At 66.7% G+C, this 19913-nt stretch carries 17 protein-coding genes; 8 read left to right on the top strand and 9 right to left on the bottom strand.

Going from position 1 to position 19913, the window contains the following annotated elements; genetic code table 11:
- The 4 genes from WAX14_RS02480 to yhjD all read left to right on the top strand — a co-directional run.
- Positions 1-888, top strand: an 888-nt coding sequence (locus WAX14_RS02480) for an MFS transporter (protein WP_422626512.1), incomplete at its 5' end; no start/stop codon positions are given.
- 5 nt (positions 889-893) lie between these two features.
- Positions 894-1697, top strand: coding sequence for an exodeoxyribonuclease III (locus WAX14_RS02485; protein ID WP_422626513.1), 804 nt, complete (start codon positions 894-896; stop codon positions 1695-1697).
- Between the two features lie 44 nt (positions 1698-1741).
- On the top strand, positions 1742-2779 hold the full coding sequence (trpS, locus tag WAX14_RS02490) for a tryptophan--tRNA ligase (protein WP_422626514.1): 1038 nt from the start codon (positions 1742-1744) through the stop codon (positions 2777-2779).
- Between the two features lie 54 nt (positions 2780-2833).
- Positions 2834-3868, top strand: coding sequence for an inner membrane protein YhjD (gene yhjD, locus WAX14_RS02495; RefSeq protein ID WP_422626515.1), 1035 nt, complete (start codon positions 2834-2836; stop codon positions 3866-3868).
- A gap of 10 nt (positions 3869-3878) precedes the next feature.
- On the opposite strand, the gene WAX14_RS02500 is transcribed toward yhjD, so the two are convergent.
- Positions 3879-5156: a hypothetical protein gene (locus tag WAX14_RS02500; protein ID WP_422626516.1), complete on the bottom strand. Its 1278-nt coding sequence runs from the start codon at positions 5154-5156 to the stop codon at positions 3879-3881.
- Between the two features lie 125 nt (positions 5157-5281).
- Here WAX14_RS02500 and WAX14_RS02505 point away from each other — a divergent pair, with 125 nt between their 5' ends.
- Positions 5282-6322 (top strand): NAD(P)-dependent alcohol dehydrogenase, encoded by a 1041-nt coding sequence (locus tag WAX14_RS02505; protein ID WP_422626517.1) that lies wholly within the window; start codon positions 5282-5284, stop codon positions 6320-6322.
- A gap of 32 nt (positions 6323-6354) precedes the next feature.
- On the opposite strand, the gene WAX14_RS02510 is transcribed toward WAX14_RS02505, so the two are convergent.
- The 4 genes from WAX14_RS02510 to WAX14_RS02525 are packed head-to-tail and all read right to left on the bottom strand — an operon-like array spanning position 6355 to position 14235.
- Positions 6355-9564, bottom strand: a complete 3210-nt coding sequence (locus tag WAX14_RS02510; protein ID WP_422626518.1) for a type I restriction endonuclease subunit R — start codon at positions 9562-9564, stop codon at positions 6355-6357.
- Complete coding sequence (locus WAX14_RS02515; protein WP_422626519.1) at positions 9561-10679, bottom strand: hypothetical protein; 1119 nt, start codon at positions 10677-10679, stop codon at positions 9561-9563. The genes WAX14_RS02510 and WAX14_RS02515 overlap by 4 nt, the downstream gene beginning before the upstream one ends.
- Positions 10676-12280, bottom strand: a complete 1605-nt coding sequence (locus tag WAX14_RS02520; RefSeq protein WP_422626520.1) for a type I restriction-modification system subunit M — start codon at positions 12278-12280, stop codon at positions 10676-10678. The genes WAX14_RS02515 and WAX14_RS02520 overlap by 4 nt, the downstream gene beginning before the upstream one ends.
- On the bottom strand, positions 12277-14235 hold the full coding sequence (locus WAX14_RS02525) for a DNA-binding protein (RefSeq protein ID WP_422626521.1): 1959 nt from the start codon (positions 14233-14235) through the stop codon (positions 12277-12279). The genes WAX14_RS02520 and WAX14_RS02525 overlap by 4 nt, the downstream gene beginning before the upstream one ends.
- Before the next feature lie 153 nt (positions 14236-14388).
- Between WAX14_RS02525 and WAX14_RS02530 the strand changes: the two genes are divergently transcribed.
- Positions 14389-14694: a hypothetical protein gene (locus tag WAX14_RS02530; RefSeq protein ID WP_422626522.1), complete on the top strand. Its 306-nt coding sequence runs from the start codon at positions 14389-14391 to the stop codon at positions 14692-14694.
- Between the two features lie 107 nt (positions 14695-14801).
- On the opposite strand, the gene WAX14_RS02535 is transcribed toward WAX14_RS02530, so the two are convergent.
- The 4 genes from WAX14_RS02535 to sdhC are packed head-to-tail and all read right to left on the bottom strand — an operon-like array spanning position 14802 to position 18194.
- Positions 14802-15578, bottom strand: a complete 777-nt coding sequence (locus WAX14_RS02535) for a succinate dehydrogenase iron-sulfur subunit (RefSeq protein ID WP_422626523.1) — start codon at positions 15576-15578, stop codon at positions 14802-14804.
- Positions 15578-17329 carry a succinate dehydrogenase flavoprotein subunit gene (sdhA, locus tag WAX14_RS02540; RefSeq protein WP_422626524.1) on the bottom strand — a complete coding sequence of 584 codons (1752 nt, stop codon included), beginning with the start codon at positions 17327-17329 and terminating at the stop codon, positions 15578-15580. The genes WAX14_RS02535 and sdhA overlap by 1 nt, the downstream gene beginning before the upstream one ends.
- Positions 17330-17344: 15 nt before the next feature.
- Complete coding sequence (locus WAX14_RS02545) at positions 17345-17785, bottom strand: succinate dehydrogenase hydrophobic membrane anchor subunit (RefSeq protein WP_422626525.1); 441 nt, start codon at positions 17783-17785, stop codon at positions 17345-17347.
- A gap of 1 nt (position 17786) precedes the next feature.
- A complete protein-coding gene (sdhC, locus tag WAX14_RS02550) occupies positions 17787-18194 on the bottom strand; it encodes a succinate dehydrogenase, cytochrome b556 subunit (protein ID WP_072814243.1) in 408 nt (135 codons plus the stop codon).
- A 253-nt stretch (positions 18195-18447) separates the two neighbouring features.
- On the opposite strand from sdhC, the gene WAX14_RS02555 reads away from it, so the two are divergent.
- A complete protein-coding gene (locus tag WAX14_RS02555; RefSeq protein ID WP_422626526.1) occupies positions 18448-18867 on the top strand; it encodes a cytidine deaminase in 420 nt (139 codons plus the stop codon).
- On the top strand, positions 18860-19913 hold a 1054-nt coding region (locus WAX14_RS02560; protein ID WP_422626527.1), incomplete at its 3' end, for a thymidine phosphorylase. The genes WAX14_RS02555 and WAX14_RS02560, both read left to right, overlap by 8 nt.

The following is a 19913-nucleotide window of genomic DNA, read 5'->3' on the forward strand; positions in this document are numbered from 1 at the left end:
GCCCGGTTCCTCGCCGGACTGCCGCACGGCGCCTACTTCGGTGTCGCCGCGCTCGTCGCCGCGCACCTCGCCGGCCCACAGCGCCGCGCCAGGGCCGTCGCGCAGGTGATGCTCGGCCTGTCGGTCGCCAACGTCGTCGGTGTCCCCGTCGCGTCATGGCTCGGGCAGGCGCTCGGCTGGCGGACCGCCTTCGGTCTCGTGGTGGTCATCGGTGTCGCGACCGTCGCGGCCATCGCCGCGTGGGTGCCGACGGTGTCGATGCCCGTCACCAATCCCGTCACCGAACTCGGGGCGCTGCGGCAACGGCAGGTGTGGCTGACGCTGATCGTCGCGACCGTCGGCTTCGCCGGATGTTTCGCCGTCTACACCTACCTTGCGACGACCCTCACCGACGTCACCGGTGTCGCCCGCTCGGCGGTGCCGATCGGGCTGGCCGTGTACGGCGCGGGCATGGTCGTGGGCAGCCTCGTCGGCGGCAGGCTCGCCGACCGGGCACTGATCCCCGGCCTGATCGGCGGCATGCTCGTCTACGCGGTGCTGCTCGGTCTGTTCGTCGCCGGCGCCCATCACCCGGTCACCGCGTTCGTGCTGTTGTTCCTCATCGGCGCGACCAACGCCGCGTTGATCCCGGGCCTGCAAACCCGGCTCATGGATGTGGCCGCCGAGGCCCAATCGCTCGCCGCGTCGCTGAACCATGCCGCCCTCAACGCCGCGAACGCACTCGGCGCGTGGCTCGGTGGTCTCGTCATCGCCGCCGGACTCGGATACACGGCCCCCGCCGCTGTCGGTTCCGTGCTCGCGCTCGCCGGCGTCGCGGTCCTCGCCGTGTCGGTCCGCCTGGACACCGTCCCGGCGAACAAGGCTCGTCGGCTCCGTCGGATACGGTGACCGGCGTGCCTCGCATCGTCACCACCGTCAACGTCAACGGCGTCCGCGCCGCCGCCACCAAGGGCCTGCTCGAGTGGCTCGCAACCTCGGCCGCCGACATCGTGTGCCTGCAGGAGGTCCGCGCGACCGAGAAGCAGTTCCACACGGCGATCGCCCCGGCACTCGACGCGGGCTGGCACGTCGTCGGCACCGAATCGTCCGCGAAAGGCCGCGCCGGTGTCGCGATCCTGTCCCGTATCCCGGCCGACGCGGTCCGCATCGGCTTCGGCGACGATTCGTTCGCCGACACCGGCCGCTACCTCGAGGCGGACTTCGGTGACCTGACCGTCGGCAGCCTGTACCTGCCCACCGGCGAGGCCGACACCCCGAAGCAGGACGAGAAGGAACGATTCATGAAATCGTTCGCCGCATACCTGGGGGAGCGGGCGGCCGAGGTCGCCGCCGCAGGCAGACACATCCTCGTGTGCGGCGACTGGAACATCGCCCACACCGAACGCGACATCAAGAACTGGAAGGGCAACGTCCGCAAGTCCGGGTTCCTTCCGCACGAACGCGACTGGGTCGGTGACCTTCTCGCGACCGGTCAATGGCGTGACGTGGTGCGCGAACAGCACGGCGACGTCGCCGGACCGTACTCGTGGTGGTCGTACCGCGGCAAGGCGTTCGACACCGACGCGGGCTGGCGCATCGACTACCACCTGGTGTCGCCTGCCCTCGCCGACCGGGTGACCGCAGCCCACGTCGAGCGGGCCGCCACCTACGCCGAACGCTGGTCGGACCACGCGCCGGTGACCGTCGAATTCCGGTGACCTCGGTCGCGGTGCCGGACCCGATGCGTGACAGTATCGAGCACATGTCGAGCACTGCAGATCAGAACGCCACCGCGCCGACCGCCCGGCCCCGGGTGCTGTCCGGTATTCAGCCCACCTCGGACTCCTTCCACCTCGGGAACTTCCTCGGCGCGCTGCAGCAGTGGGTGCCGATGCAGGACGAGTTCGACGCCTACTACTTCATCCCCGATCTGCACGCGATCACCGTGCCGCAGGACCCGAAGGACCTGCGCAAGCGGGTCCTGGTCTCGGCCGCGCAGTTGCTCGCCGTCGGCATCGACCCGGAGAAATCGGTGCTGTTCGTGCAGAGTCAGGTACCCGAGCACGTCGAACTGTCCTGGGTGCTGACCTGCATGACCGGTTTCGGTGAGGCCGGCCGCATGACCCAGTTCAAGGACAAGTCCGCGAAGCAGGGCAGCGAGCACGCCGGTGTCGGCCTGTTCACCTATCCGATGCTCATGGCCGCGGACATCCTGCTCTACCGGGCGCAGCGGGTGCCGGTCGGCGAGGATCAGCGTCAGCATCTCGAGCTGACCCGCGACCTCGCGCAGCGTTTCAACAAGCGGTACGGCAAGACGTTCGTCGTGCCCGAACCGCACATCGTCAAGGGCACTGCGAAGATCTACGACCTGCAGGACCCGACGTCGAAGATGAGTAAGTCCGCCGACACCGCCGCCGGCCTGATCAACCTGCTCGACGACCCGAAGGTGTCCGCGAAGAAGATCAAGTCGGCCGTCACCGACAACGACCGGGAGATCCGTTTCGACCGTGACGCCAAGCCGGGCGTGAGCAACCTGCTCACCATCCAGTCGGCACTGTCCGGTCGCGACATCGACGAGCTCGTCGCCGGCTATGCGGGCAAGGGCTACGGCGATCTCAAGAACGACACCGCCGACGTGCTCACCGAATTCGTGACGCCGCTGCGGGCGAAGGTCGACGAGTACCTGGCGGACGAAGCCGAACTGCTCCGCATCCTGTCGAACGGCGCGGATCGCGCCCGCGAGGTCGCTTCCCGGACACTCGCCCAGGTCTATGACAAGGTGGGATTCCTGCCCCGGTAGAGCAGCACCGGAGTTGGGCAGCACCGGACACAGATCGGGCAAGGAGCGTCACGAATGGCCGACGCCAACGGCGAGAGCAAGCCCAGTTTCCTCGATCGGCAACGCGCCGCCCACCCGTGGCTCGATCACGTAGTGCGGACGGGCTTGCGCTACCAGGAACGCAAGGGCGACTACTACGCCGCGGGCATCACGTATTTCACGGTGCTCGCGCTCGTCCCGATCATCATGGTGGCGTTCTCGGTCGTCGGTTTCGTGCTCGCCGGCCGACCCGACACGATCGACCAGATCCAGAACGCGATCGCCGAAAGCATGCCCGGGCAACTGGGCGACACCGTGCAGAGTCTGATCGCCTCGGCGATCAACTCGCGTGGCGCGGTCGGTCTCATCGGCCTGCTTACCGCGTCGTACGCGGGTCTCGGCTGGATGGCCAACCTGCGGGACGGGCTCACCGCGATGTGGGATCACCCGCGCGACAAGGGCAGCTTCCTCAGCTCCAAGTTGCACGACGCCGTGGCGCTGCTCGGCCTCGGTCTCGCGATGATCGTCTCGCTCGGCCTGTCGGCGGCCAGCAGTGGGCCGATCATGGGCAAGCTCGTCGAGCTTCTCAACATGGAGAACCTCGTCGGCATCGGCGTCGTGTTGCGCGTCACCGCGCTGCTCATCGCCCTGTGTGCGACGTGGGCGGTATTCACCTGGGTGATCGCGCGGCTACCCCGCGAGCCGGTCACATTGCGCAGTGCCGCGCAGGCCGGCCTGATCGGCGCGATCGTCTTCGAGGTGTTCAAACAGGTCGGGTCGATCTACCTCGAAGCGGTCCTGAGCGGGCCGGCCGGTGTCGCGTTCGGCCCGATCCTCGGCCTGCTCGTCTTCTCCAACCTGACGGCGAAACTGCTGCTGCTGTGCACGGCATGGGCGGCGTCGAAGACGGAAAACCTGGCGCTGGCGTATGTGCCCGCACCCGATCCGGCGACGATCACGCCCCGGCTCGAGGTTCATTCGGGGCCCGGGGTGCGGGGAAGTCTCGCGCTCGTCGGCGCGGGCCTGCTCGGCGGGGCGTTACTCGGGTCGCGCAGACGCCCCCGCAAGTGACGGCGCTCGGTCAGCCCACCGGATCGTCGACGCACGCCGCGTACCCGCCGGCCACGAAAGTTGCTGCGGTGCAATACGTGGCCGTCGGATAGTACGGTCCCATCACCGTCGCCGGGTCGGTGCCGGACGCCTGCGACGCCTGAATCGACTGCGGATAGAACGCTGCGGTGGGCAGCATGTAGCGCAGGAACAGCACCTTCTTCGGTACAGCGGTGTCGCCCCACGGCAGTACCGTCACGGTCGGATCGGCGACCGCCGTCAGATCGTCGGGCGCGGCGACCGCGTAGGTGTAGTAACCCGACGCGTCGAGCGCGGTTTGGAAGTCGGCCGCGCACGCCACCACCGGATACGGCGACACCAGATCGTTCTGGCACAGCGACCAGTACCGCACCTGCTGGGCCGGATCGGTCGCCGGGACGCCCGCGCGGGTGTCCGGGAACAGCGGTGCCTTCCCGCGAACCACGACGATCCGCCCCGGCTGGTAGCTCAACGCGGTTCCCAGATACTTGTTGTCCCCGTTGGGAAACAGGCCGGACGAACTCGCCGGGTTCACGAACACCGTCTCCGGGGTGCCGCCGGGGAACGCGCCGCTCGCGGCTCCGGCGATGACCTGATCGAAACCGGCCTGCGCGAGCTGCGAAACAGGCCCGCTGTAGGAGGCCGGGTCGAACGGCTGCTCGCACGGTTGCCGAGGCACGGTTGCCCCGCCGATCCGCATCGTCGCCTCCGGTAGCGGCACACCGCCACTGGGGGAGGCCGCGTCGTCCGGGACGTAGACACGAATGATGAGGAATCCCACCGGGGTGCCCTGCCCGTCGGGCAGTGCCGCGATCTCGTTGCGCGTGTGGTCCGCCGGGCCGGTGACGAGTGTGGCGTGCCAGGACCGTTGTCCATCGGGAAGGGTATGCGCCGATGCGTCGACGAACGGATTGCCACTCCCCGGATCGGGTTGGATCTGGTTGTCCCGCAGCGTGTCCACGGTGTCGAAGTTCGTACCGTAGGTGTTGAGCGAGAAGTATCGGGCGGCGGGATAGGTGCCGGACAATTCGATCGAATCGCCGGGTCCCAGCGCGTAGGGCAATACCCAGTAGGTGGCGTTGACGTCCGGGAACGCAACGTTGAGCACCGTCTCGTTGGACATGAACCGCCACGCGCACAGGGGAGTGTCGGCGCTCGCCGCGGGAGGCAGCAGTGCAGTCGTGGCTGCGACGAACAGAAATGCGACCGCGGCGACGACGCGCGCACGGGCCGATCGAGACGGGGCCGATCGAGACGGGGTGTCGGACACGGGGACTCCGTTCGTCGCGTCCACGATAGTCGCTGTTCGCCGATCGAGGACAGGTTCGGTGAACAGTGTCGTGCGATTCGGTGACATTCCCTGATGCCGCCGCGGAACCGTCGTACAGTCGGGGCATGAAAGCCGTCCAGTACACCGAGATCGGTGCCGAACCGGTCGTCGTCGACATCCCCACACCGTCTCCCGGTCCGGGGGAGGTGCTGCTGAAGGTCACCGCCGCCGGCCTGTGCCATTCCGACATCTTCGTGATGGACATGTCCGCGGACACGTACGGATACGGCCTGCCGTTGACGCTCGGTCACGAAGGTGTCGGCACCGTCGCCGAACTCGGTGCAGGCGCAAGCGGTTTCGAGGTCGGCGACGCGGTCGCCGTGTACGGGCCGTGGGGCTGCGGTGACTGCCATTCTTGTGCTCGCGGTCGCGAGAACTACTGCGACCGCGCCGCCGACCTCGGGATCACGCCGCCGGGACTGGGGTCGCCGGGCTCGATGGCCGAATACATGATCGTCGACTCGACCCGCCATCTCGTCCCGATCGGCGACCTCGATCCGGTTGCTGCGGTGCCGCTCACCGACGCCGGTCTGACGCCGTATCACGCGATCAACCGGGTGCTGCCGCTGCTCGGCCCCGGATCGACGGCGGTCGTCGTCGGTGTCGGCGGGCTCGGCCACGTCGGCATTCAGATCCTGCGGGCGATCACCGCGGCGACGATCGTGGCGGTCGACCTCGACGACGAGCGGTTGGCACTGGCCCGCACGGTCGGCGCGGACGCCGCGGTCCGGTCCGATGCGGGCGCGGCCACCGCGATCCGCGAACTGACCGGCGGGCAGGGCGCGACCGCGGTGTTCGACTTCGTCGGCGCGCAGTCCACGATCGACATGGCGCAGCAGGTCGTCGCGATCGACGGGCACATCTCCATCGTCGGAATCCACGCCGGCGCCCACGCGAAGGTCGGGTTCTTCCTCGTCCCGTTCGGTGCGTCGGTGGTGACCCCGTACTGGGGGACCCGCACCGAACTGATGGAGGTGATCGCCCTCGCGCGCGCCGGAAAGCTCGACATCCACACCGAGACGTTCACTCTCGATCAGGCACCCGAGGCATATCGGCGGTTGCGGGCGGGCACCATCCTGGGCCGCGGCGTGGTGGTGCCTGCCTGATCGTCGACTCGCGCTGATCGTCGGCTCCGGGTTCAGTCCGCCATCCGCTGTTCCTCGGCGTAGCGCGGCGCCATCGCCTCCATCTGCTGCATCACCTGGACGATGGCGGCCGGCTGCTGGTCGGGCGGGTACTTGTACTTGCGCAGCAACCGTTTGATGCTGGCCCGCAGCTTGGCCTTGACGTCTTCGCGCACTGTCCAGTCGGTGCGGGTGTCGCGGCGCATCGTCGCCACCAGGTCACGGGCGATCTTCGCGAGCACGTCGTCGCCCATGACGTCGACGGCGGACTCGTTCTGGGCCACCACATCGAAGAACGCCAACTCGTCGTGCTCGAGCGGCGGATCGAACCGTTTCCCGCGGCCCGCCTCGGCGACGATCTCCTTGGCCATCTCGACGAGTTCGGCGATGACTTCGGCGGCCGTGAGCTGTTGATTGGTGTAGCGGGTCATGAGGTCGTTGATCCGCTGCGAGAAAAGTTTGCGCCGCACCTCGTTGCCGCGGGTGACGGCGGCGGCCTCCTCGAGCAGGCTCGCCTTGAGAGCCTCGATGGCGAGCTGCGCCTTGCTGGGGTGCGACGCCTGCGCCTGCCACTCCGGGGTGAGCGCATCGAGCCGGGGACGTTCGAGTCCGGCCTCACGGTAGATGTCGAGGACCCCGGTCGATTCGGCGGAGGTGACGATGATGTCGCCGAGCCTGCGCGCGATGTCGTCGGGGATCGGCTCCCCGCGCGAGACACGTTCCTGGGCATCGAGTTTGGCCATCCACGTGCGGACTTCCTCGTGGAACCGGACGTCCGGGCGGACACGTTCGAGGTCCGGGGTGGCCGCGGCCAAGGCCCACGCGCGGGCGAGCTTCGCGGACTGGCTGCGGTACCGATCCGCGAGTGGTCGCGCTTCGGGGTCCTCCGGGTCGGTGTTGCCCGGTGTGCGCGGTGAGCGCAGCGCCGACGTCACCGACAGCACGGCGTTGACCCAGCCCTTCTTCGGGTCGCTGTTGTAGATGCGTTTCCACTCGTCGCCGACGAGATCGGACAGTGACGCGAGCAGATCGTGGACGATCTGCGCGGCTTCCTCGGCGGTCTGCCCGACGACCCGGTCGCCCGTGTCGGCGGTGTCGCGCGTGAACTCGTGCAGCGCCTTCGTCAGATTGTCCGCGAGCGGGGCATACGCCACGAGCAGCCCGTCCTGCTTACCCCGGTAGGTGCGGTTGACCCGCGCGAGGGTCTGCATCAGCAGCGCACCCTTGAGCGGCCGGTCCAGGTACAGGGTGTGCAGCGCCGGGGCGTCGAACCCGGTGAGCATCATGTCCTTGACGATGACGATCTCGAGGTCGTCGGCGGGGTCCTTCATCCGCTGTTTCACCGCCGCATTGGCACTGGGCCTGCGCATGTGCTTCTTGAGCTGTGCAGTGTCGGACGGGCTTGCGGTGTAGACGACCTTGATCCGTCCTTTGTCGTCGGCGTCGTCGTGCCAGCCCGGACGTAGGGCGACGATCGCGTCGTAGAGCCGGGCGGCGACCACCCGGGTGGCACACACGATCATGGCTTTGCCCGGCCCACCGAGGAACGGGCGCATCGCCTCGCTGCGGGTCTCCCAATGTTTCACGAAGTCGCCGGCGAGCACCTCGAGGCGTTGCGGCGCACCGTAAACGGTGTCGAGCACCGCGACACTGCGCTGCAACCGTTCCTTGTCGGCGTCGTCGAGTTGTTCGGTGATCCGCTCCGCAGCCTCGTCGAGGTCTTCGTCGTCGACCCCGTCGACACGGACGAGGGTGATCAGCCGCGGCTCGAACGACACCGGCACGGTCGCGCCGTCGCGCACCGCCCGATGCAGGTCGTAGACGTCGATGTCGTCGCCGAACACCTTGCGGGTGTCGCGCTCGCCCTCCGCGATCGGGGTGCCGGTGAATGCGATGAGGGTGGCGTGCGGCAGCGCGTTCTTCAGGTGCGCGGCATACCCGTCGATGGTGTCGTAGTGGCTGCGGTGCGCCTCGTCGGCCATGACGATGATGTTGCGGCGATCCGACAGCATCGGATGATCGGCGCCGGTCTCACGTTCGTCCTTGGACAACCCGAACTTCTGCAGCGTGGTGAAGTAGATGCCGCCGGTGCGGCGGTCGCCGAGTTGCTGCCGCAACTCCTCGCGGGACGCGACCTGCTGGGGGCGTTCGGGTAGCAGCGTGCTGCGCTGGAACCCGTCGAACAGCTGGGAGTCGAGTTCGGTGCGGTCGGTGATGACGACGATCGTCGGGTTCGCCAGCCGCGGATGCCGCATCACCTTCGCGGTGTACAGCTCCATCTCCATCGACTTGCCGGAACCCTGCGTGTGCCACACGACGCCGGCGCGGCCGTCGCTGTCGACGGCGCGGACGGTGCTGGAGATGGCTTTGCTGACCGCGAAATACTGGTGCGGCTTGGCGATACGTTTGCTCAGGCCGGACGCGTCCTCGTCGAACGCGACGAAATCACGCAACAGTTGCCCGAACCGTTCGACGTTGAACAATCCGTCGACGGTGAGACCGAGTTCGGTGGTGGCGTCACCGTCCGGCCCCGGCTCGCCGACGGCGACGGGGCTACCGTCGTCGTCGACGTTCCACGGCGCGAAATGATGCCACGGGGTGAACGGGGTGCCGTAGCGTGCGGTGACGCCGTCGCTTGCGACGACGGTGGCGGCGAACCGGAACGCCATCGGGAACTCGTGCAAGTACGTCTGCAGTTGGTTGAACGCGCCCTCGGCGCTGGTGTTCTTCGCGCCTGCCCGCTTGAGTTCGACGATCGCCAACGGCAGGCCGTTGACGTAGAGGACGACGTCGAAACGCCGTTCGTATTCGCGGTTGCGGACGGTGACCTGGTTGACGGCGTGATACCGGTTCTTGTTCGGGTCACCGGAGAAGAGCCGGATCGTCGGATTGACCTGGCGGCCTTCCTCGTCGATGTAGCTGATTCCGCGGTAGCCCTCGACGAGGATCTGATGCAGCCGGTAGTTCTCGGTGATCGCATCCTGCGAGCGTGGTGTCAACACCTCGGCGGCGGCCTGCTGCAGATACTCGTCCGGCACATCGGGATTCAGATTGCGCAGTGCAGTGTCGAGTGTGCCTCGCAGCGGGAGGTCGTGCCACGATTCCCGCTCACCCGATCCGGGTGCGACGGACGGGCCGTGCAGCGGCTGCCATTCGATGTCGCCAAGTGATTCGAGAACCCAGTGTTCCCAGGCAGTTTCGTCCATCGTATGCTCTGCCGTCATTCCGCCTCCTCGATACGGTTCTCGGCGTCCTTGACGGTGATCTTTCCGCTCATTAGGAGGGGGAGGAGTTCGTCGCGGGTGGCGGCGAGGCGTTCGTTCTCGGTGCGCACTGCTTTCCGGAGTTCCGCGAGTGAAGATGCCTCGCTCTCGAACTCGTTCATATCGGTCGGATCTGCTGCAGGGACCTCCACGGCGTACGCTCGGTCGCGATTGAGTCCAGGTACTGCCGAGTCGGTGCTCATTGATGCAAAGTCGATGGACTTGAGCAGATAGTAGAGGTATAGCAGTGGTGCCTTGGTGGGCTCTACCCAATATGTGGTGTCGATTGGGTACGCGGGACCGTCGATCCAGTAGGTCTCGCCAACTGAACCCTTCCGGCCGAGTACTACGCATGGGCCATCGACGAGGGCTTTGTCGTGAGTACCTGCTACGCCCCCGCTACCGACCACAGCTACTTTGCCATGTGTCCTCTTCGCGACGGGAAGTGACTTTCCATAATTGAGCCGAAGTAGCGCCCCTAGAGTCGTGGGCGTCCCATTGGCCCGAAATCGTAGCGCAAGGCCTTCAAGCAATGTTTCCGTTGTTGTGAGTACCCGCCGGTTCGCGGCGATCTTGTCGTCCAGCACCCCGAGCACTTCCGCGATCGCACCCTGTTCCGGAAGACTGTGCGAACCAAACGGAAACTGCTCTAGCATGCCTTTGGTCAGCGCGGGTCGCGATCCCCCCGCCGCGGACAGTGTGAGCAATGCCGACTTCTGGGCTGATGCAATCAGCCAATACATGAGATACCGGCCCACCGCGACATCGGGGTCGGGCCTGACTATTGCTACATGTTGACTCACTCGCGCATCATCGGCGCGTTCCCAGATGGCAACACGTGCGACGGAATCCCCTGTGATATTGACGAGAACGTCACCGGCTCGTACTGCGACGCTACGCAAAGCATGCGCGGCGTCATCGTCGATGAACGCCATACCCTCGTCTGACACCGAGAAGTCCAGGATGTTCTGTGATCGAAGGAAGGAGACCCCCGTGTCCTGATAGACGGACTTGCCGCCGCGAGGGGTCGCGCCCGACCCGATCTTCGACGTTACATCCAGCAGCGTCAGTGTCACGCCAACCTCCCCAACTGTTCGCGCACAACGGTGTCGAGCCGTACCGACTCGTCCAATGCCTCGGTGAGTTCCTTGGCAATGCGCGCGATCTTGTCGTCGATCGGTTCGTTGTCCGCCTCAGCTTCGGGAGCACCTACGAACCGTCCCGGTGTCACCGCCCAGCCCGCGGCCTTGATCTCGTCGATCGTGGCGCTCTTGCAGAATCCCGAAACGTCTTCGTACGCACCGACCGCCGACTCGCGACCCCGCCACGTACGGAACGTGTTGGCAATCCGCTCGATGTCCTCGTCGGAGAACGTGCGCTCCACCCGGTCCACCATGTGGCCCATCTCGCGGGCGTCGATGAACAACACCTCCCCGCGCCGATCCACCGACCCGCGCGACCCGATGCCCTTGTCTTTCGCGAAGAACCACACGCACACCGGGATCGCGACCGACCGGAAGAGGTTGGACGGCATCGCGATCACACACGAAACCACGTCGTCTTCGAGCATCGCACGGCGAATGTCGCCCTCGCCGCCCGTGTTCGAGGCCATCGTGCCGTTGGCCATGACGATGGCGGCTTCGCCCTGCACCTTGAGCTTGCTGAGGATGTGCTGCATCCATGCGTAGTTCGCGTTGCGCTTCGGCGGCACCCCGTACGTCCAGCGTTTGTCGTCCTCGCTGCGCGCCCAATCCTTGATGTTGAACGGCGGATTGGCCATCACGAAATCTGCGGTCATCTCCGGGTGGATGTCCCGAGCGAACGTGTCGCCCCAGCGCGAACCCAATCCCTGCGAGTCGACGCCGTGGATCGCGAGGTTCATCTTCGCCAGGCGCCACGTGCGCTCGTTCAGTTCCTGGCCGTAGACCGCGATGTTCGTCGGGTCCTCCTTGTGGCGGACGAGGAACTTCTCGGCCTGCACGAACATGCCCCCGGACCCGCAGCACGGATCGTAGATGCGACCTTCATGCGGTTCGAGGATTTCGACGAGCGTGCGTACCAGCACCGGCGGCGTGTAGAACTCGCCGCCGCGCTTGCCTTCGGCCTTGGCAAACTTGTCGAGGAAGTACTCGTAGACCTCGCCCAGCAGATCTCGTGCCTTGCTTGCCCCCTCGCCGGTGAAACGGGCCGAGTTGAACAGATCCACCAGCTCACCGAGCCGTCGCTGATCGACATTGTCCCGTCCGAACAGCGTTGGCAGCGTGCCCTCGAGTGCTGCATTGTCCTTCGAGAGGGTGCGCATCGCCGCGTCGATGAGGTCGCCGACGGTCTGGGCATCGTCGGTCGCCGACGCCGGAATGCCCTTCGCGTTCGCTGCGATGAAGCTCCAGCGGGCGGGCGGCGCCACCCAGAAGACACCGTTGCCGACATACTCGTCGACGTCCTCGAGGGTCTCGGCGATGTACGTCTCCTCCTCGCCGGCCAGTTCGGCGCGGATGGTGTCGCGTCGCTCTTCGAACGCGTCCGACACGTACTTGAGGAACACCAGGCCGAGGACGACATCCTTGTACTGGCTCGCGTCCATCGAACCGCGAAGCTTGTCGGCTGCCTTCCACAGCGTGTCCTTGAGTTCTTTCGGTGTGGACGGCAACAGCATTTGCTGCGAATTCGATGTCATGCTTCATCTTTCGTCGAGTCGGACGGGTTCATCTGTGCGGACAGGGCACCGGCCGCGAGTGCGTCGGTGAGTTCGGTGTCGAGGGCGTCGAGGTCGCGGAGTTCGTCGAGCAGCTGTGCGCGGCGGTCCCCGATGCGGCGGGTGACCTCGTCGAGGGCCTCCACCCGATCGACCGGCACGGCCCGCAGCCGCCAGGTGCGCCGGTCGGTGCCCGGCTGGGCGGCGATGTCGGCGGCGACGACAGCCGGAACCAGTTGCCGGTCGTGGCTTTCCGCGTCCAGGCAACGGAAGATCCGGGCGGGAGCGGCCACCACGTGGCCGCCGTGCCGGTCGACGATCGCGGCCGGTCCGCCCGCCGCGACATAGACCACGTCGCCGGGGTCGGTGAGCCGCGCGCGGGGCGCAACCTCTTCGAGGACGATACGGTCGATTCCGCGTGTGCCGATGAGGGTGGGATCGCGGACCTCGTGCGGTCCGATCACGGTGACCCAGCCGACCTCGGGTGTGCCGACGATGTGGTCCGGGATGCGTGCGCCGGGCAGGTCCCGGCCGAGTTCTTTCGTGGCCTGATCGAGGCCGATGTGGGCCGGGTGGGCATCGGTCGCGGACAGCGTCACACCGGTGAGCAGGCCGCGATCGAGTTCCCACACCCGCGCGAGATGGTCACCGCCGTCCACCGAGACCCATTCCGTCGCGGGAACGGTGAGCATCGACTGGCGCAGTAGATGATCCGACGCCAGGACGGTGCTGGACCGGAAGGCGTGCGCGTGGATGTCGCCGACGTGTGACAGTGCGGCCGCCACATCGGCGGCGATCGCCGCGCGGCCGATGCGGTCGGGGACGGCATCCGAATGCGAGCCGACGACCGTCCACCGCGAATCGCGGCGGCCGAACACCCACAGGGCCAGCCGTCGTCGTCCACCGAACCGGCTCAGCCCTTTCGGGAGCGGCGCGACATACCGCAGGGGAGCGGTGTACGAATCGGACGGCGCGAGCAGGGCACGGCGATTGCGGCCGGTGTACTGGTCGGTCATGAGCCGGGCCGGCCCGACCACGACGAGCACGTCGTGGTCGCCGACGTCGAGCAACGCATCGGCGACCTGCTCGAAGAAGTCGCGGTCCGCCTCGACGCTCTGGCGTTGCATCAGATGCATCCGGCTCTGCTCGCGGTGGTGGGCAGAGCCGGGGTCGTGGTGGACGACCGGGACACCTCGCGCGGCGATCCGCCGCCACGCGACCAGATCGCACACCTCGCCGAAATCGTCTTCTCGGTACCGGAATTCGACGTCGCTGTGCTCCTCGAGGCGCTCGGCGAGCAACCCGGCGAGCACCAGCCCGCCGTGCCCGTGCGGCACCACCGCCCGCGGGTCCGCGCGGTGGAGTTCGGCGAGGATGCCGCCGAGCAGATCGTTGCCGGCGGAGGTCAGTGCCTCGCGGGACCACGGGCCGTCGGCGGCGGTGAAGTCGGCGACCAGGCGGTCGAGCACCCGGCCCCCGGAGAACGCGGCCTCGGCCAGCGCGTCGACGGCTCGTCGCATCTCGTCGTCACCGAGTGCGTCGACGGCGCTCGCCGCGTCGAGGATCGGTTCGACGTCGTGCATCGCGAGGAGTTGCACCGCGTCGAACACTTCGAGGCTCTCGAGGTGGTCGCCGCACAACTGGTGCAGGAGCAGCAGTGCGGAACCGCGTTCGAGGTCGGCGGTCACGGTTTCCGTCGCGGACGAGTGCAGCGGTGATTCGATGCGTGCGTCGCTGTTGTTGCCGTGGCCGGTCTCCTCGAGCCAGCGGGCGACCTCGTCGGCGTCGAATCGGAGTGGCTGCTCGGCGACGGGGGAGGGGAAGGGATGATCCGCGCGGGCGAATCGGGTGCGCCACACCGACACCACGGGACGCTGGACCTGCGCCAGGTCGGCGATGCCCTGCATGGTGAGTGTCTGCATGGTGTGTGTCTGCACGGAACACCTCCTGCGCTCGTCGGACCGCTGAAACATAGCGCGTATCGGGTCTTCGAGTGAGCGGAGCCCTGATAAGAGGGGCTATCGAGGCGAACTGAGCTAATTTCCGCGGAGCATCGCGAGGATGGACGCCACCGCGACAGGAGGCACGCCGTGAACCGACACCGGATGAATCACCGCAACCGTACCCAGTTCGAGAAGCTACTCCGCATCACGGCACCGGGCTGCGTGCCGTGGCTGGTCACCGAGACGCCGTGCCCGAGCCGCAAGCGTCGGTGGGAGACCGAACATGCCGCCGACGTCGCACTGCGCGACGCACGGCAGCTTCGGCTCCGTCGCGGGAGGGGTATTCACCGCGGCAAGCTCGAGACCCGCGCGTATGCCTGCGAGATGTGCGACGGATTCCATCTCACCTCGATGACCTCCGACGAATACGAAGCCCGGTTCGAGATGCGTTGAGCCCGAACGGAACTGTATTCCCGCAGCGAGGGGGCTTCCCACGGCGAAGGCCCGCACACGAGAATGTGCGGGCCTTCGCCGAGGACGTCGTCGACGCCGGTCTGCAGTCAGCGTGCGAACAGCAGCGCGCGCTTGACTTCCTGGATCGCCTTCGTCACCTGAATGCCACGGGGGCACGCATCGGTGCAGTTGAACGTCGTGCGGCAGCGCCACACACCGTCCTTGTCGTTGAGGATGTCCAGACGCTCGGCGGCACCCTCGTCACGCGAATCGAAGATGAACCGGTGCGCGTTGACGATCGCGGCGGGACCGAAGTACGACCCGTCAGCCCAGTACACCGGGCACGACGTGGTGCAGCACGCACACAGGATGCACTTGGTGGTGTCGTCGAAACGATGCCGGTCCGCCTGCGACTGGATGCGCTCGCGGGTCGGCTCGTTGCCGGAGGTGATGAGGAACGGCTTGACGGCACGGAACGCGTCGAAGAACGGCTCCATGTCGACGACCAGGTCCTTCTCCACCGGCAGGCCCTTGATCGGTTCGATCGTGATGGTCGTCGGCTTGCCGTCCTTGGGCAGCATGTCCTTCATCAGGATCTTGCAGGCCAGACGGTTGACGCCGTTGATGCGCATCGCGTCGGAACCGCACACACCGTGCGCGCAGCTGCGGCGGAACGTGAGGGTTCCGTCGAGGTAACCCTTCACATACAGCAGCAGGTTCAGCATGCGGTCGCTGGGCAGGGCCGGCACCTGGAACGAATCCCAGTGCTGTCCCTTGCCGTCCTCCGGGTTGAACCGGGCGATCTTCAGGGTGACCATGACGGCACCCTCGGGCACCGGTGGCAGATCCGCGGCGGCGGTGTCGTTCTTCTCGAGAGTTGTCATCAGTACTTCCGCTCCATCGGCTCGTACCGGGTCTGGACCACCGGCTTGTAATCCAGGCGGATATCGGAGATCAGATCCTGGCCCACCTTGTACGCCATGGTGTGCTGCATGAAGTTCGCGTCGTCACGATCCGGGTAGTCCTCGCGAGCGTGACCGCCGCGCGATTCCTTCCGGTTCAGCGCACCGACGACCGTGACCTCCGCCATTTCGAGCAGGAAACCGAGCTCGACGGCCTCGAGCAGGTCGCTGTTGTAGCGCTTGCCCTTGTCGTGCACGGTGATGTTCTTGTAACGCTCCTTGAGCGCGCGAACATCCTCGAGCGCCTTCGTCAGCGTCTCCTCGGTGCGGAACACCGACGCGTTGTTGTCCATCGACTGCTGCAGGTCGCGACGGATGTCGGCGACACGCTCCTTGCCGCCCGCATGCAGGATGCGGTCGAGCCACTCCTCGACGTGCGTCTCGGGGGTCTCGGGCAGTTCGACGTGCTCGGTGCTGTTCGCGTACTCGGCTGCGGCGATGCCGGCGCGGCGGCCGAACACGTTGATGTCGAGCAGCGAGTTCGTGCCGAGACGGTTCGCGCCGTGCACGGACACACACGCGCATTCACCGGCGGCGTACAGGCCCTTGACGATCTCGTCGTTGTTGCGCAGCACCTCGCCCTGCACGTTGGTGGGGATACCACCCATCACGTAATGGCAGGTCGGGTACACCGGGACGAGCTCGGTGACCGGGTCGACGCCGAGGTAGGTGCGCGCGAACTCGGTGATGTCCGGGAGCTTCTCCTCCAGGACGTCCTCACCGAGGTGGGTGACGTCGATGTAGACGTAATCCTTGTTCGGGCCGGCACCGCGACCTTCGAGCACCTCGAGCACCATCGACCGGGCGACGATGTCACGGGGCGCCAGGTCCTTGATGGTGGGGGCGTAGCGCTCCATGAAACGTTCACCGTCGGCGTTGCGGAGAATGCCGCCCTCACCGCGCACCGCCTCGGAGATGAGGATGCCCAGGCCCGCGAGTCCCGTGGGATGGAACTGGTGGAACTCCATGTCCTCGAGCGGCAAGCCCTTGCGGAAGATGATGCCCAGGCCGTCACCGGTGAGGGTGTGCGCGTTGGACGTCGTCTTGTACATGCGGCCCGAACCGCCGGTGGCGAACACGATCGACTTCGCGTGGAAGACGTGGATCTCACCGGTGGCGAGCTCGTACGCGATGACACCGGTGGCGACGGGACCGTCCTCGGTCTCGGTCAGCGCGATGTCCAGCGCGTAGAACTCGTTGAAGAATTCGACGTCGTGCTTGACGCAGTTCTGGTACAGCGTCTGCAGGATCATGTGGCCGGTGCGGTCGGCGGCATAGCAGGCGCGGCGAACCGGGGCCTTGCCGTGGTCACGGGTGTGACCACCGAAGCGGCGCTGGTCGATCTTGCCTTCGGGGGTGCGGTTGAAGGGCAGACCCATCTTCTCCAGGTCGAGCACCGCGTCGATGGCTTCCTTCGCCATGATCTCGACGGCGTCCTGGTCGGCGAGGTAGTCGCCGCCCTTGACGGTGTCGAAGGTGTGCCATTCCCAGTTGTCTTCTTCGACGTTGGCCAGGGCGGCGCACATACCGCCCTGTGCGGCACCGGTGTGGCTGCGGGTCGGGTAGAGCTTGGTCAGAACCGCGGTGCGGGCCCGGGGGCCGGCCTCGATGGCCGCGCGCATGCCGGCGCCGCCGGCTCCGACGATGACCACGTCATAACGATGTTCCTGCATGAAGTGTTGGCTCCCCTAGCTCGCAACGATGTTGGGGTCGAAAGTGAAGATCACGTAGGTGCCCAGGCCCATGATCAGGATCATCGACACGGCGAGGATCGTGTTGAGCCAGAATCGGGTCGAGTCCTTGCGCGAGTAGTCCGCGATGACGGTGCGCAGACCGTTACCACCGTGGAGTTGCGCGAGCCACAGCATCGACAGGTCCCAGACCTGCCAGAACGGGCTGGACCAGCGACCGGCGACGAACGCGAAGTTGATGCGGTGCACGCCGTCGTCGAGCATCAGCATGATGAACAGGTGGCCGAGCACCAAGATGATGAGGGCGAGGCCGGACAGGCGCATGAACAGCCAGGCGTAGAGCTCGAAGTTGTTCTTGGCCTGACGTCGCGGCGACCGCGGGTTGTCGAGGCTGGCGGGCCGGTCGTATGCCGTGGCGAGAATCTTCGCTTCGCTCATGTCAGTGCCCCGCAAACATGTTGTAGAAGATGCGGCCGGCCGCGGGGATCATCACCACGAACCAGATCGCGAGGATCGTCCAGAGCATCACGCGCTGGTACTTCGGTCCCTTGGACCAGAAGTCGACGAGCATGACGCGCAGGCCGTTGAGTGCGTGGTAGAGCACCATCGCGACCAGCGCCAGCTCCATCAGGCCGACGAGCGGTGTCTTGTAGGTGTCGATGACACTGTCGTAGGTCTCGGGGTTGACCCGGACGAGTGCCGTGTCCAGGACGTGGACGAAAAGGAAGAAGAACGTCGCCACGCCCGTGATCCGGTGCAGAACCCAGGACCACATTCCGGGGTCTCCCCGGTAAAGCGACCGTGTGCGCCCCGCCGGTGCGGGAGCGGCTTCAGTCGTGCTGCTCATCGAGTGCTGTGCCTCCAACGTCAATGGTGGACACGTCGAGCCACTCGAACCTGTGGGGGATTCCGCAGTACGGGCCCGACGAGAACCTGAACCGACTTGTTCAGACTCTAAACCCATCCGAAACCCGGGAACTAATCTCCCGTGCGATTCGTACACGGCCCAAATATCAAGTTAGGTTTGCCTTTCCAACTGTGATCTGGCGCGGCGGGGGCCGACGAACGTTGGATGCGACACCGTGACAGGATGGGGAACCATGCCCGGTGTCGAGTGGAAAACGTTGCGCGCCAAAGCACATGAAGCGATGGGATATGCCTATGCGCCCTACTCCCGGTTCCCCGTCGGGGCGGCCGCTCTCACCGCTGACGGAGCGACTGTGAGTGGGTGCAATGTGGAAAATGTCTCACATGGGGTGGGGCTGTGCGCCGAATGTGTACTCGTCGGTAACTTCATTTCCGGTGGTGGCGGACGGTTGCGTGCGATCTCCGTCTGCGACGCGCGCGGCGCTGTACTGATGCCGTGCGGCCGCTGCCGTCAACTTCTCATCGAGCACGGCGGCCCCGGTCTGCTCGTCGACACACCCCGAGGGCCCCGCCCCATGTCGGAACTGCTGCCCGACGCGTTCGGTCCCGACGACCTCGCCGCTGTGCGCCCCGACGGCGACGCCCATGCCTGACATCGTCACTGTGATCCGGCACAAGCGCGACGGCCTGGAACTGACCGGAGCCGAGATCGACTGGGTGATCAGGGCGTTCACCCACGACATCGTCGCCGACGAACAGATGGCCGCCCTCGCGATGGCCATCTGGTTCCGGGGCATGACCCGCGCCGAAACCGCCCGGTGGACCACCGCGATGATCGACTCGGGGCGGCGCCTCGACTTCACCGGGCTCGGACCGCCCACCGTCGACAAGCACTCCACCGGCGGTGTCGGCGACAAGATCACCCTGCCGCTCGCGCCGCTCGTCGCGGCCTGTGGGGCGGCGGTACCGCAACTGTCCGGACGCGGCCTCGGCTACGCGGGCGGCACCCTCGACAAACTCGAAGCGATCCCCGGCTGGCGCGCGGATCTCGACACCGCCGAGATGGCCGGCATCCTCACCGATCCGGCGATCGGCGCAGTCGTGTGCGCCCCGACCGCGGACCTCGCCCCGGCCGACCGCAAACTGTATGCCCTGCGCGACGTCACCGGCACCGTCGAATCGATCCCGCTCATCGCCAGCTCGATCATGAGCAAGAAGATCGCCGAAGGGGCCGGTGCGCTCGTTCTCGACGTCAAGGTCGGCTCCGGCGCCTACATGACCGAACTGGGCGAGGCCCGCGAACTGGCACGCACGATGGTCGAACTCGGCACCGACGAAGGCCTACGCACCGTCGCGCTGATCACGCGGATGGACACCCCGCTCGGGCTGACCGCCGGTAACGCACTGGAAGTGCGCGAAGCCGTCGAAGTGCTCGCCGGCGGGGGGCCGCCCGACGTGGTGGAACTGACCCTCGCGCTGGCCCGCGAGATGCTTCTCGCCGCGGGGATCGACGGCGTCGACCCCGCGGACCGGCTGACGGACGGCTCGGCGATGGACCGCTGGCGCGCGATGATCGCAGCTCAGGGCGGCGACCCGGACGCGACACTGCCAACGGCCCGGTACCGCGAGACCCTGCGTGCCGACACCGACGGCGTCCTCACCGAACTCGACGCGATGGCCGTCGGCGTCGCGGCATGGC

This window comes from Rhodococcus sp. (in: high G+C Gram-positive bacteria) (assembly GCF_049299235.1).
Classification (GTDB): Bacteria; Actinomycetota; Actinomycetes; order Mycobacteriales; family Mycobacteriaceae; genus Rhodococcus.